This is a genomic window from Prodigiosinella confusarubida (assembly GCF_002847015.1).
Classification (GTDB): Bacteria; Pseudomonadota; Gammaproteobacteria; order Enterobacterales; family Enterobacteriaceae; genus Prodigiosinella; species Prodigiosinella aquatilis.
The window spans coordinates 3,478,133-3,491,239 of record NZ_CP025085.1 but is presented as its reverse complement, the minus strand read 5'-3'; the positions used below and the strand labels follow the sequence as shown (position 1 = coordinate 3,491,239).

Below are 13,107 nucleotides of genomic sequence, written 5' to 3'. Positions count from 1 at the left end.
TTCCTGATAATAATCAATGTGATAAGTAACTGGCAAACTCAGGTGTCTGTGGCTGGATAAAATGACCAGCATCGCCTTGTTCCACGATATGACCGTTTTCCATGTACACTACGCGGCTGGCGGTTTTCCTGGCGAAACTCACTTCGTGCGTCACGATAACCTGAGTAATGCCGGTTTCGCTCAGTTCCTGAATAATCCCGACGACCTGGGCGGTGATCTCCGGGTCGAGCGCTGCGGTGGGTTCATCAAACAACAGCACCTGAGGTTCCATCATCAATGCGCGGGCAATGGCCACCCGCTGTTGCTGTCCACCGGATAAATGCAGCGGATAGCGGTCGGAAAAATCATTTAGCCGCAGGCGTGTCAGCAGTTTCTCCGCTCGTGCGTGGGCTTCCGGTTTACTCAGACCCAGCACTCGGCAGGGCGCTTCCACCAGGTTTTGCTGCACGGTGAGATGTGGCCATAGGTTGTATTGTTGAAACACCATCCCTACGTTCTGGCGCAGTTCGCGGATGGCGTTATCCGCCGGAGTATGGCTGAAGTCAAAGTGGGTGCCGGCGATCGACAAGGTACCCGAGCGTGGCATTTCCAATAGGTTCAGCACTCGCAGTAGCGAGCTTTTCCCCGCACCGCTGGGGCCAAGAAGCACCAGCGTTTCGCCGGCGGGACAATCGAGGGTAATATTAAATAGCGCCTGGTGTACGCCATAAAAACAGTTAATGCTGCTTAGTTGAATACTCATGCGCAATAATTGAATAGACATTGATGCCGCAAATGTTAACGTCGACAGAATAGTTATGCAATCACCAGGGGTTAAAATTTGCAAACATGTGATTTTTTACTCATATAACAGCATAAAATAGTGCGTTACTACAGCGGTTCTCCGATTTGTCGGGTTGGCAACGAATTCGACAGACAATCTTCAGTTTGTTTGTCTTGGCTACGCTTGATGCAAACGTTGCACAAAACAATTAATTGTGGATTTTATGTTGCCATTACACGATTTTTTGACACAAAGGGCTGTTCAGGTGTGGAACATTTGATTAAGGAGCGCGTCATGCAATTATCCACAACCCCGACGTTGGAAGGGTATGTCATTACCGAATATTGTGGTGTGGTCACTGGAGAGGCCATTCTGGGCGTCAATGTTTTCCGTGATTTTTTTGCCGGTATTCGCGATATCGTTGGTGGACGTTCCGGGGCTTACGAAAAAGAGTTGGGCCGTGCCAGACAGATTGCGTTTCGCGAACTACAGGAGCAGGCGGAAGCGCTAGGCGCGAATGCCGTTGTGGGTATTGATATTGATTATCAAACGGTGGGTAAGGACAACAGTATGCTGATGGTTTCCATCAGCGGTACGGCAGTTAAGATCAGTCGTTGAATCTTGATGCAAAAATATATCATCGTGTTGCTGCTGTTGGCACTCACCGGATGTCAGACGCCATCCCCGACGACGTTGGTGGATCATGGCCGTTATCAGTTAGAAACGGCGGTGGCGGCACAGTCGCAGGAAGCGCGGATCAAATTTCTGGTGATCCATTATACGGCGGAAGACTTTCCTGATTCGTTACACACATTGGCGGATACTGATGTCAGTGTGCATTACCTGATTCCGGCCATGCCGCCACTACGGCATGGCAAGCGGGTGGCCTGGCAACTGGTGCCGGAATCACAGGCCGCGTGGCATGCCGGTAACAGTTACTGGCGTGGATTTACGCGACTGAATGCTGTCTCAGTCGGCATTGAGCTGGAAAATCCGGGTTATCACCGTACGCCACTGGGTTACTCATGGGCACCTTTCTCCGCACCGCAACTGGCGGTATTGATCGATCTTGCCAGTGACATTATCCAGCGTTATCAGATTGCACCGCAAAATGTGGTGGCACACAGTGACATCGCGCCGCAGCGCAAGATAGATCCCGGGGCGCTGTTTCCCTGGCAGCGTCTGGCCGCTGCCGGTATCGGTGCCTGGCCGGATCCGGCGCGGGTGATATTTTATCTACAGGGCCGCGACACGACGGCACCGGTGTCGCAAGCCGATTTGCTGACAAAGTTGGCGCGCTATGGTTATCAGGTAGGCGCTGGAATGACTGAGCGAGAGCAGCGGCGAGTGATCAGCGCTTTCCAGATGCATTTTCGCCCACAGCGCTATGATGGCAATCCAGATGCGGAGACGGAAGCCATCGTTGATGCGCTGTTGGAAAAGTATGGCGGCGGATTACGTTAGTCGTGGTATCGGACGTTGTCCCCATGCAACTGCTCGGTATCAATGGCCAGTGTGGAGATACGTTGCGCCATGCCCCGGAAGATAAACAGATGGGCCGGCATCATTAAAAACCAGTAGCCCAGGCCGCTAAAACCGGCTGGATGCCACCATGCCCGGACATCCAGTGTGCGATAGGTGCCTTTATCATCAATGGTAAATGTCAACCGACCGAGTCCCGGTGCCTTCATGCCAAACAACAGTACCAATTGTTGCTGGGGTCTGATGGCAATAACCTTCCAGCCGTTGATGCGATCACCTATCACCAGTGCCCGGTGTTTCGGGCGTTCATAGATCACACCGTTACCGCAAAAATCGTCAATGCGGGCGCGGATCTGCCACAAAATGTTGGCATAAAAATACCCGTTTTTTCCGCCGACTTGTTGCACCACCTGCCACAATGCCTGACTACTGGCGCCGGTTTTATAGTTATATCCAGCCTGTTTAGGATAAAAACAGTAACCGGGTTGCCAACGTTCTTTGGCTTCCGGATCGTAGCCCCACTCCGGGTTATGCACGATGTCCTTTTCATTTTTCAGGGTAATGCGCACGGCATCATCAAAATTGATCAACGGTTGGGGAATCAATTGTTGCAATGCGGAGTCGTCCATCGGCAGATCATGCTTCAACCCTTGGATCAACGCCTTGGCGATATTGGTGGGGACGGACGTAATCAGATTCAGAAACCAGGCGGAGATGAGTCCGGTTGGTACCGGCAGTGGAACCAGTAAACGTCGTTTGCCGCTGATACGAATAAAGCGCTCAAACATGGTCTGATAACTGATGTATTCCGGCCCGGCAGCCTCCAGGATACGGTGCTGTGTGGTGGGATGTTTCAGTATTTCAGTGAGATAAATCAGCAAGTTTTCCAGCGCAATCGGTGATGTTCTGGATCTTACCCAGCGCGGTGGCGTCAATAGCGGCAGGTTGTACACCATATCACGCATGATTTCGAAGGCGGCAGAACCTGAGCCAATGATGATACCGGCACGCAGTTCAGTTACCGGAATACCACTGCTACGTAGCGTATCTCCGGTGATTCTGCGGGCATACATATGTTCGGAACTGTCTGTTTTCGACTGCGCTGATCCCAGATAAATGATGTGCTTTATTTTGCTGGTCCGCAGAATTTTCCGCAGGTTTTGTGCCGACAGCCGTTCCCTATCGGTAAAGTCACGACCATCTCCCATGCTGTGTACCAGATAATAGAGGGTTTCCGCCTGCCACAATCCTTCCGGTATGGTGTGGGGCCGCATCAAATCCACATATTCGCACTGTACACCGGGCCACTGGCGTGATGCTAACGACTCAACGTGACGGGAAGCGGCAATAATCTGATGACCTTGCTGGCTCAGGCGGGACGTTAAATGACGGCCAATATAGCCACTGGCACCCAGAATTAAAATCGGTGCGGGTTTTGTTATCACAGCAGTCAGCTCCCTACCGCAAATGTGCGGATGAAGCCTTTACTATAGCGGGAAATCGGTATGGGGAAAAAGCGGTGTAACAAAAACGTGAACCACGAGGCGAGATGTTAACAGTGGCGGAAACGAGTCCGCCGTAATATTTCAGGCCAGAACGACATCCCCTTGTAGCTGACAACTACAGGCCAGTACATAACCTTGTGAGATCTCATCCTGGGTTAGTGTCGCGGTGCTGGTGGTAACGTACTGTCCACTGAGTATCCTGGTTTTACAGCTACCACAAACTCCGGCCCGGCAGGCGGCGTTAACCGGCACTTTATGGCTTTCCAGCGCGGCCAGCAGGCTGATGCCTACCGGAACGTTTACCTGTCGCAATAGATGGCTGATGGTCATGGTGAGTTGCTCACTGCCAATATCAGCCGACGTTTCCGGCGCACCAAAGTGTTCTCTATAGACGTGGTTGGCTGCGACACCGGCCTGCGTACACAGCGCTTCCACCTGTTTCATGTACGGGATGGGGCCACAGGTCATCACGGTGCGGTGGGCAATATCCGGCACCTGTCTTGATAGGATGTCCTGCGTGATACGGCCATGCAGAAAACCTTCACTGGCGTTGTTTTCCGCCATCAGCGTCAGCTGTAATTGTTGTGGGTATCGTTGGCGCAGTGCCTGCCACTCGTTGGCAAAGATCACTTGCTGTGGATCGCGCACATTCACTATCACGCTAATGTCGGTTTGCGGGCGGTGAGCCAACAGCCAGCGGCACATAGACATTATCGGTGTAACACCGCACCCAGCGGCCAGCATCAGGTACTGATCACTTACCGCGTGGGTACAGGTGAATTCTCCCTCGGCATCAGACAGCCACAGATAGTCGCCAGGTTTGAGCTGCCCGGTCAACCAGCGTGAACCAATGCCATTATCCAGTCGACGCACCGTCAGGGTGATGAAGCGACTCAGACCCGGAGATGACGACAGTGTATAGGCTCGCAGAGTATCCGCTCGGTTGGCAATGCAGACTAGTGCATGCTGGCCGGGCTGATATGGATAAAAATCGTGGTTGATCAGGGAAATGCTCCATACGTCCGGCGTTTCCTGATGAATTGAATGTACCTGCATACGGTAAGGGCACACAGGTGTTGGCATAGTCATGGCAATTCTCCGTCTATCCGGTCTTCCCGTCGCCATCGGTGCAACGGGACAGAAACGTAAATCGTCGCGATCAGGCGTTCAGAATCTCGTTCAGATCCTGTTCAACCGTCGTGATGGCGCGCATACCGAATTTTTCGTTCAGGATGGCCAGCAGATTCTCCGTCAGGAAGCCCGGTGCCGTCGGCCCGGTGTAAATATTCTTTACACCCAGAGACAACAGCGTCAGCAGAATCACAATGGCTTTTTGTTCAAACCAGGACAGCATCAGACTCAACGGTAAATCGTTCACGCCGCAGCCCAGTTTTTCCGCCAGATTTACGGCGAGCATAATGGCGGAGTAAGCGTCGTTACACTGACCGACATCCAACAGCCGTGGCAAACCTTCCAGTGTGCCGAAATCCAGCTTGTTGAAACGATATTTCCCACAGGCCAGCGTCATAATCAGGCAATCCTGTGGAATATTGAGCGTGAAATCGGTGTAATAACTGCGCTCATCACGGCTGCCATCACATCCGCCTACCAGAAACACATGGCGCAGCTTTTTCTGTGCCACCAGGTCGATAACGGTATCAGCGGCGTTCAACAGGGTCTGGCGACCAAACCCTACGGTAATCAGGTGTTCGATTTCACTGTATGGGAAGCCGCTCAGATGTTGCGCCTGAGCAATCACCGCGCTGAAGTCATCACCCTCCAGATGGTTCACGCCTGGCCAACCCACAATGCTGCGCGTCCAGATGCGATCACTGTAATTGCCTACGTCAGGATCGATAATACAGTTGGATGTCATCAGGATCGGGCCGGGAAACCTGGCGAATTCAGTCTGCTGGTTCTGCCAGCCACTGCCGTAGTTTCCCACCAGATGCGAGAATTTCTTCAATTCAGGGTAGCCGTGGGCTGGCAGCATTTCACCGTGGGTATAGACGTTGACGCCAGTGCCTTCAGTCTGTTCCAGTAGTGTTTGCAGGTCTTTCAGATCATGACCGGAGATCAGAATGGCTTTGCCCGCCACCGGGCGCACGTTAACTGCCGTTGGTTGTGGGTTGCCATAAGCTTCGGTTTCACCCCGATCCAGAATTGCCATGATGCTAAAATTCATCTTGCCGATGTCCATGGCGTTATTCAGTAGTGTGTCCATATCCGCAGGCCGAGTACCGAGCCAGGCCATCAGCGCATGATAGTGTGCATAAATCTCATCATCATATTGACCGAGGACATGGGCGTGCTCCATGTAAGCGGCGGCACCTTTCAGACCATACAGACACAACATACGTAGTCCGTGAATATCATCACCGACGCTGGTTTTATCGCTATTCAGCGCAAAGCTGAGTGCTTGTTCTTGTAGCGTAGGGATATCATCACCGGCCAGTTGCAATTCGGCCATCGGATGACTGACCTTGACACTGGCATCCAGTAGACGACAGCGCGTAGCCAATGCCTGGCGATAGGCAATGGCGTCTTTAGCGTAGCCAATAATGCGTTGGGAGTCGAAGTTAACGTTGGTTAACGTGGAAAAGAAAGCGCGTGGCGAGAAGCTATCAACGTCATGATCAACAATGCCCAGTGCACGGGCTTGCAGTGCCCAGGCGGACAAGCCTTGCAGGACGGCCACTAACAGGTCTTGCAAATCGGAGGTTTCGGCCGTTTTGCCGCACATGCCCTGAGCGTAAGCACAACCATTACCAGCCGGTGTTCGCATGGTTTGTTCACATTGCACACAATACATCATCGCGTCCTTTTAAAGTTGCATTTTTAATACCTGTTTAAGAGCATAGAACCGGATGCCTCCGGTAAAAAGGCTTTTTTAATGCAACTTTACGAAAACTTGATGCAGCGCAATTTTTCGCAGCAGAGGATGAAAATGACTCTCAATCAGCCTCTGGGCTGATTACGGCGAGGCGCAAATCATGATGAAAACAGCGCCATTAATATGGGGGCTAACAGGCTCAGCAAAAAACCATGCACGATAGCGGGTGGCACCATATCCATGCCGCCACTGCGTTGCAGTACGGGCAAGGTGAAGTCCATGGAAGTCGCGCCGCACAAGCCCAGCGCACTGGCGCGATGGTGACGAATCAGTGTGGGGATCAGCATTATCGCTGTCAGTTCTCTCGCCAGATCGTTAAAGAAGGCGGCACTACCAATCACTGGCCCAAAAGCGTCAGTCAGCAGAATACCGGAGAGCGAATACCAGCCATAGCCGGATGCCATCGCCAGCGCCGTATTCAGCGGCAGTTTCAGCAATACTGATGCTAGTGCGCCACCCGCCAACGCACTGATGCCGACCACCAGCGCCACAATCATTCCCCGTCGATTGAGTACAATCTGACGCAGCGTCATACCGCTGTTGCGTAACTGCACGCCCACCAGAAACAGCAGAAACAGTAAGGCGTATTCGCTGCCTTTGGCCGCAAAGGTCAGGATAGATAATTGGCTGAGCCCCAACAAAAAACCGCCGAATACCACACCACATAACCTGAGCGACTCCAGTGCCATGTGTAGACGGGAAGGTAACGCCTCCTGACCGGTGTTGTTGCCGGTCCAGCGAGTTCGCTTTTCCAGCAACCACAGTGCCAATAGATTCGCTGCGGTGATGCAGATAAAACAGACGGATGCATAGCGGAAGATAGCCAGCAAATTACTGCCCAGATTATCCAGAAACGCCAGACTGATCCCCATCAGGAACAGAATGATATACACCATGCTGCTCAGTAGACGGTTGATAATCTGTAACACCTTTTTTGCGCGCAGGGGAATCAGATAGCCGAGAATTAACGGCAGTAAGATGATCAATAATCCTGAATACATGATGAAGCGGCATCCTTAACGCCTATTGAGATAGGCTTTGATAAAAACTGGCGGGAGAATCGCGACCACACAGAGATAATTTGCTCAAATTAAACAAATTATTTTGCGGAGTAAAGCATATCCAGACGACAGAACTTGACCCTGCAACCGTTTTATCGTCATGCTCATGTAAGGAAAACCGAACAGGAGGTGAGAATGCATCTGGAAAGAGTAGAGATTCTCGGATTCCGTGGGATTAACCGTCTGTCATTGACCCTGGATGAAACCACCGTATTGATTGGTGAGAATGCCTGGGGAAAATCCAGCCTGCTGGATGCTCTGTCGCTTTTACTGGCTCCGGCGTTACCACTCTATCATTTTGAACTCCATGACTTTCATTTTACACCCGGCGATGAAACCAGTCGGGAGCATCATTTGCAGATTGTCTTCACTTTTTGTGAAACGTCGCCTGGCCATCATCTGGCCGCGCGTTACCGTTCGCTCGAGCCTGTGTGGATAAAAGGAGAAGGACGGCTATACCGTATCTTCTACCGACTGGAAGCCGAAGTGGATGAAACTAAGTCGGTATGCACCTGGCGCAGCTTTCTGGATGCCAATGGACACGCGCTTGCGTTGGACAACATTGACTGGCTGGCGAGTGAAGTGATCCGTCTGCATCCAGTATTAAGGATGCGAGATTCCCGCTTTATCCGTCACACCCGCTCCGGTGCGCTGATGCCAACATTGGATGTCGATAAAAAACTGTCCCGTCAGTTTGAAATCCTCATGCGGGAACTGGACCAAAATCCTAACAAGTTGACCAACCAGGATCTCCGTCAGGGAATGTCGGCAATACGTCAGTTAGTGGATCACTATTTTTCCGCACAGAGTGGCGATACGGGTGATAGTCATCATCGTCATACGCATTCCGGCAACGGCAAATATTGGCGTTCACTGGACAATATCAATCGGATGATTGCGGGGCCGAACAGCCGTAGTCGACGAATTATTCTGCTGGAACTGTTCTCTACCCTGTTGCAGGCGAAAGGTTCGGTATCGTTGGATCCACACTCCCGTCCATTGTTGCTGATAGAAGACCCTGAAACCCGTCTGCATCCAATTATGCTTTCAGTGGCGTGGGGATTACTGAATCAGTTGCCATTGCAGAAAGTGACCACCACTAATTCAGGAGAGCTGTTATCACTGGTGCCAGTGGAACAATTGTGCCGTCTGGTGCGAGAGTCGTCACAAGTTTCCACTTATCGTATCGGACGGTCAGGGATGAGCCCGGAAGATAGTCGCCGTATCGCTTTTCATATCCGGTTGAACCGACCAGCATCGTTGTTTGCGCGTTGTTGGTTGCTGGTGGAAGGTGAAACCGAAGTCTGGATGCTCAGTGAATTAGCTCGACAGTGCGGCCATCATTTTGAATCGGAAGGGATTAAGGTGATTGAATTCGCCCAGTCGGGACTGAAGCCGTTGTTGAAGTTTGCCCATCGGATGGGGATTGAGTGGTATGTGCTGGTGGATGGAGACGACGCCGGTAAAAAATATGCAGCGACGGCACGCAGTCTGCTGACAGCACAAGCGGAGCAGGAACGTGACCATTTGACGATGCTACCATCACCGGATATGGAGCATTTCATGTATAAAAATGGTTTCAGACAGGTTTACCATCGGGTGGCGCAGTTACCAGACTCGGTGCCGCTTTCTGCCTCCAAAGTTATCACGAAAGCGATTCATCGCAGTTCCAAACCGGATCTGGCCATTGAAGTGGCGATGGAGTCAATGGCATTGGGAAATGGTGCAATTCCACCGTTGATCCGTACCATGTTTTCCCACGTATTATGGTTGGCGCGGGGTCGGGCGGGCTGAGACAGGGGAAAAGATGCTGGTCGCGAAAGTGACCAGCATCTGTATATATACCTGAGACCAGGATTAGGGAATGTGAACCGGGAATAGCGCTGTGGATGCTCAGGCGATGGCTTCACTGGCTACTGGCACGATCAGACTGGCGTGATTGCCTTTTGGTCCCTGGTGCACATCGAACTGCACGACCTGCCCAGCTTTGAGCGTTCTGTAACCGTCCATCTGAATGGTTGAATAATGAGCGAAAATATCTTCACCACCCCTTTCAGGACAAATAAAGCCAAAGCCTTTGGCGTTATTGAACCATTTAACAGTACCTATCTCCATGCATCTCCATCCTTCTCAAAAATATTCTTTGAGGCGAGGTTATTGGTTAAGGTGAATCTGAATTGATTAAAACGCCATCAATTCACTTCTACACTCTAGTGAAATCGATCTCGGCGTCAAGCGATCCGGCTTTTCACCCGTAGGGGAGTTTGTCAAAGTTTGATATAGGTAACGCTATTGAGATGTTTATTCGACGTTAATGATCAAGACTATTTCATAATGCAGTGGTTGATAGGGACGTGTTTGGCCTGACGATGTAAAATGAAAATCACGTAGGCTAGTATTAATGCAGTAGAGTAAGTCGCTGGTAGATGACAGTCAGACCACAATGGGCAGATGATGGGAAATAACAGTACAGGGCCACATACCGAGGGCTCGATCAAAGAAAAACAGACTGAAGCAGTGCAGCCACCATCGATGTATAAAGTGATATTAAACAACGATGATTACACACCGATGGAATTTGTTATTGACGTGCTGCAAAAGTTCTTTTCTTATGATATTGAACGTGCAACGCAACTGATGCTTACTGTTCACTACGAAGGGAAAGCAATCTGTGGTGTTTACAGCGCCGAAGTGGCGGAAACGAAAGTCGCGCAAGTGAATCGTTACGCCACGGAAAATGAGCACCCGTTGCTCTGTACGCTGGAAAAAGCCTGAATTAGGGCAATTTTATTTTGGGAGGTGCCTATGCTCAATCAAGAACTGGAACTCAGTCTCAACATGGCTTTTGCCAGGGCGCGTGAGCACCGGCATGAGTTTATGACCGTGGAGCACCTGTTACTGGCACTGCTCAGTAATCCTGCTGCGCGTGAAGCACTGGAGGCCTGTACGGTAGATTTGGCCGTTTTGCGTCAGGAGTTGGAGACGTTCATTGAACAGACCACGCCGACGTTGCCATCAAGTGATGAAGAGCGGGATACTCAACCAACGCTGAGTTTTCAGCGGGTATTACAACGTGCAGTGTTCCACGTACAATCATCGGGACGCAGTGAAGTATCTGGTGCCAACGTTCTGGTTGCCATTTTCAGCGAACAGGAATCTCAGGCTGCGTATCTGCTGCGCAAGCATGATGTCAGCCGTCTGGATATTGTGAATTTTATTTCACATGGAACGCGCAAAGAGGAATCCGGACAGTCACCAAACCTGGAAAATCCGGTAAATGAAGAGCCGGCCGGAGGGGAAGATCGTATGGAAAACTTCACCACCAATCTGAACCAGCTTGCCCGTGTCGGCGGTATTGATCCGCTGATTGGGCGTGAAAAAGAACTGGAGCGGACTATTCAGGTACTGTGCCGCCGTCGTAAGAATAATCCGCTACTGGTAGGTGAATCAGGAGTAGGGAAAACGGCTATCGCGGAAGGGTTGGCTTGGCGTATTGAGCAGGGCGATGTTCCGGAAGTGATGGCTGACTGTACACTTTATTCGTTGGATATCGGTTCGCTATTGGCTGGTACCAAATACCGTGGTGATTTTGAAAAACGCTTCAAAGCGCTACTGAAACAGCTGGAGCAAGATCAGAGTAGCATTCTGTTTATCGATGAAATTCATACTATTATTGGTGCCGGTGCGGCGTCGGGCGGTCAGGTGGATGCTGCCAATCTGATTAAACCAATGCTTTCCAGCGGCAAGATTCGAGTCATTGGTTCCACGACCTATCAGGAATTCAGCAATATCTTTGAAAAAGACCGGGCACTGGCCCGTCGTTTCCAGAAGATTGATATCACTGAGCCCAGTGTGGAAGAGACAGTACAGATCATCAATGGCCTGAAACCGAAATACGAAGCACACCATGATGTCCGTTACACCGCAAAAGCAGTTCGTGCCGCGGTAGATCTCGCGGTGAAATACATCAATGATCGCCATTTGCCGGATAAAGCCATTGACGTTATTGATGAAGCTGGTGCGCGCAGCCGTTTGTTGCCAATAAGCAAACGCAAGAAGACGGTTAATGTGGCAGATATTGAATCTGTGGTGGCGCGTATTGCCCGTATTCCGGAAAAACGGTGTCGGCCAGTGATCGCGATGTGCTGAGAAATCTTGGCGATCGTTTGAAAATGCTGGTGTTTGGTCAGGACAAGGCGATTGAAGCCTTGACGGAAGCCATCAAGATGAGTCGTGCCGGGTTAGGGCATGATCGCAAACCGGTAGGGTCCTTCCTGTTTGCCGGTCCGACCGGGGTCGGGAAAACCGAGGTGACGCTGCAATTGGCCAAGGCGCTGGATATCGAGTTATTACGCTTTGATATGTCCGAATATATGGAGCGTCATACGGTTAGCCGCCTGATTGGCGCACCTCCGGGCTATGTAGGGTTTGATCAGGGAGGTCTGCTGACTGATGCAGTGATCAAGCATCCGCATTCTGTATTGTTGCTGGATGAAATCGAGAAGGCGCATCCGGATGTTTTCAACCTGCTGCTACAGGTAATGGATAATGGCACACTGACGGATAACAATGGTCGCAAGGCAGATTTCCGCAATGTGATCGTGGTCATGACCACCAATGCCGGCGTGCGTGAAACGCAGCGTAAGTCTATCGGGCTTATCCATCAGGATAATAGCAGCGACGCAATGGAAGAGATCAAAAAAGTGTTTACGCCGGAGTTCCGTAACCGCTTGGACGGCATTATCTGGTTCAACCATCTCTCACCTGAGGTTATTCAGCAAGTGGTGGATAAATTTGTGGTTGAACTACAGGCACAGTTGGATGCGAAAGGTGTATCGCTGGAAGTCAGTGAGGATGCCCGTAACTGGCTGGCAGGAAAAGGTTATGACAAATCGATGGGGGCCCGGCCCATGGCTCGCGTTATGCAGGAAAGCCTGAAAAAACCATTGGCCAACGAGCTGCTTTTTGGGGCGTTGGTGGATGGTGGTTCCGTCACGGTGGAACTGGATAAGGAAGCACAGCAGTTGACTTACCGTTTCCTTAGCGCGCAGAAGAAGAAGGCAGAAGGTGCGGTGCACTGAGTTTCTTTGCCGACATCATCATCCAATACTCAAGTGGTTTGGGTGACAAATCTGTCGGGAGCAGTTTGAACGCGGCTTGCAGTGGCTCCAAAGGAGCGAACCCAGGGATGGGCCGAGTGATTAAGTGCAGCCAACGCACAGCAACTTGAAGTATGGCGAGCATATATGGGCATCTTCGGATGCCCTTTCTTTTGGTCGGTTTTCAGTCATGACATTGCGTCATTCCGCAATGCTATTCAATCAATACGACAACTGAATGGGTATTGCCAGAGTAGTCATGACAGACAACGTGTGATGGCATGATTTTGGGTGAGTGAGCGGC

General features: G+C 51.1%; 10 protein-coding genes and 1 pseudogene. 5 read left to right on the top strand and 6 right to left on the bottom strand.

What is annotated here, in order from left to right:
• Positions 1-13 precede the first annotated feature (13 nt).
• Complete coding sequence (gene artP, locus CWC46_RS15915) at positions 14-742, bottom strand: arginine ABC transporter ATP-binding protein ArtP (RefSeq protein WP_168187286.1); 729 nt, start codon at positions 740-742, stop codon at positions 14-16.
• Positions 743-1,057: 315 nt separating this feature from the next.
• Here artP and CWC46_RS15910 point away from each other — a divergent pair, with 315 nt between their 5' ends.
• Both CWC46_RS15910 and CWC46_RS15905 read left to right on the top strand, forming a co-directional pair.
• The gene (locus tag CWC46_RS15910; RefSeq protein WP_021015565.1) at positions 1,058-1,381 is read left to right on the top strand and encodes a heavy metal-binding domain-containing protein; all 324 of its coding nucleotides are present in this window, start codon (positions 1,058-1,060) and stop codon (positions 1,379-1,381) included.
• 6 nt (positions 1,382-1,387) lie between these two features.
• The gene (locus CWC46_RS15905; protein ID WP_021015566.1) at positions 1,388-2,227 is read left to right on the top strand and encodes an N-acetylmuramoyl-L-alanine amidase; all 840 of its coding nucleotides are present in this window, start codon (positions 1,388-1,390) and stop codon (positions 2,225-2,227) included.
• Here the strand turns inward: CWC46_RS15905 and CWC46_RS15900 are convergent.
• The 4 genes from CWC46_RS15900 to CWC46_RS15885 form a co-directional block, all read right to left on the bottom strand.
• The gene (locus tag CWC46_RS15900) at positions 2,224-3,687 is read right to left on the bottom strand and encodes a DUF2867 domain-containing protein (protein WP_037381493.1); all 1,464 of its coding nucleotides are present in this window, start codon (positions 3,685-3,687) and stop codon (positions 2,224-2,226) included. The two genes, CWC46_RS15905 and CWC46_RS15900, sit on opposite strands and share 4 nt — an antisense overlap.
• Positions 3,688-3,831: 144 nt before the next feature.
• A complete protein-coding gene (gene hcr / locus CWC46_RS15895) occupies positions 3,832-4,839 on the bottom strand; it encodes an NADH oxidoreductase (RefSeq protein ID WP_021015568.1) in 1,008 nt (335 codons plus the stop codon).
• Positions 4,840-4,909: 70 nt separating this feature from the next.
• Positions 4,910-6,562 carry a hydroxylamine reductase gene (gene hcp, locus CWC46_RS15890; RefSeq protein ID WP_021015569.1) on the bottom strand — a complete coding sequence of 551 codons (1,653 nt, stop codon included), beginning with the start codon at positions 6,560-6,562 and terminating at the stop codon, positions 4,910-4,912.
• A gap of 179 nt (positions 6,563-6,741) precedes the next feature.
• On the bottom strand, positions 6,742-7,644 hold the full coding sequence (locus CWC46_RS15885; RefSeq protein WP_021015570.1) for a LysO family transporter: 903 nt from the start codon (positions 7,642-7,644) through the stop codon (positions 6,742-6,744).
• Between the two features lie 195 nt (positions 7,645-7,839).
• Here CWC46_RS15885 and CWC46_RS15880 point away from each other — a divergent pair, with 195 nt between their 5' ends.
• Entirely contained in the window at positions 7,840-9,498 is a 1,659-nt protein-coding gene (locus CWC46_RS15880; RefSeq protein WP_021015571.1) for an ATP-dependent nuclease, read from the top strand.
• Between the two features lie 99 nt (positions 9,499-9,597).
• Here CWC46_RS15880 and cspD read toward each other — a convergent pair whose 3' ends face one another.
• Complete coding sequence (gene cspD, locus CWC46_RS15875) at positions 9,598-9,819, bottom strand: cold shock-like protein CspD (RefSeq protein WP_021015572.1); 222 nt, start codon at positions 9,817-9,819, stop codon at positions 9,598-9,600.
• 339 nt (positions 9,820-10,158) lie between these two features.
• On the opposite strand from cspD, the gene clpS reads away from it, so the two are divergent.
• Both clpS and clpA read left to right on the top strand, forming a co-directional pair.
• Entirely contained in the window at positions 10,159-10,479 is a 321-nt protein-coding gene (gene clpS / locus CWC46_RS15870) for an ATP-dependent Clp protease adapter ClpS (protein ID WP_037380869.1), read from the top strand.
• 30 nt (positions 10,480-10,509) lie between these two features.
• Positions 10,510-12,785 (top strand): annotated as a pseudogene (gene clpA / locus CWC46_RS15865) (ATP-dependent Clp protease ATP-binding subunit ClpA).
• The last annotated feature ends 322 nt before the right edge of the window (positions 12,786-13,107 follow it).

Coding starts and splice junctions, on each gene's coding strand:
- CWC46_RS15880 (WP_021015571.1), top strand. CDS start 7,840: ATGCATCTGGAAAGAGTAGAGATTCTCGGATTCCGTGGGATTAACCGT.
- clpS (WP_037380869.1), top strand. CDS start 10,159: ATGGGAAATAACAGTACAGGGCCACATACCGAGGGCTCGATCAAAGAA.
- cspD (WP_021015572.1), bottom strand. CDS start 9,819: ATGGAGATAGGTACTGTTAAATGGTTCAATAACGCCAAAGGCTTTGGC.
- CWC46_RS15910 (WP_021015565.1), top strand. CDS start 1,058: ATGCAATTATCCACAACCCCGACGTTGGAAGGGTATGTCATTACCGAA.
- hcr (WP_021015568.1), bottom strand. CDS start 4,839: ATGACTATGCCAACACCTGTGTGCCCTTACCGTATGCAGGTACATTCA.
- CWC46_RS15905 (WP_021015566.1), top strand. CDS start 1,388: ATGCAAAAATATATCATCGTGTTGCTGCTGTTGGCACTCACCGGATGT.
- hcp (WP_021015569.1), bottom strand. CDS start 6,562: ATGTATTGTGTGCAATGTGAACAAACCATGCGAACACCGGCTGGTAAT.
- artP (WP_168187286.1), bottom strand. CDS start 742: ATGAGTATTCAACTAAGCAGCATTAACTGTTTTTATGGCGTACACCAG.
- CWC46_RS15885 (WP_021015570.1), bottom strand. CDS start 7,644: ATGTATTCAGGATTATTGATCATCTTACTGCCGTTAATTCTCGGCTAT.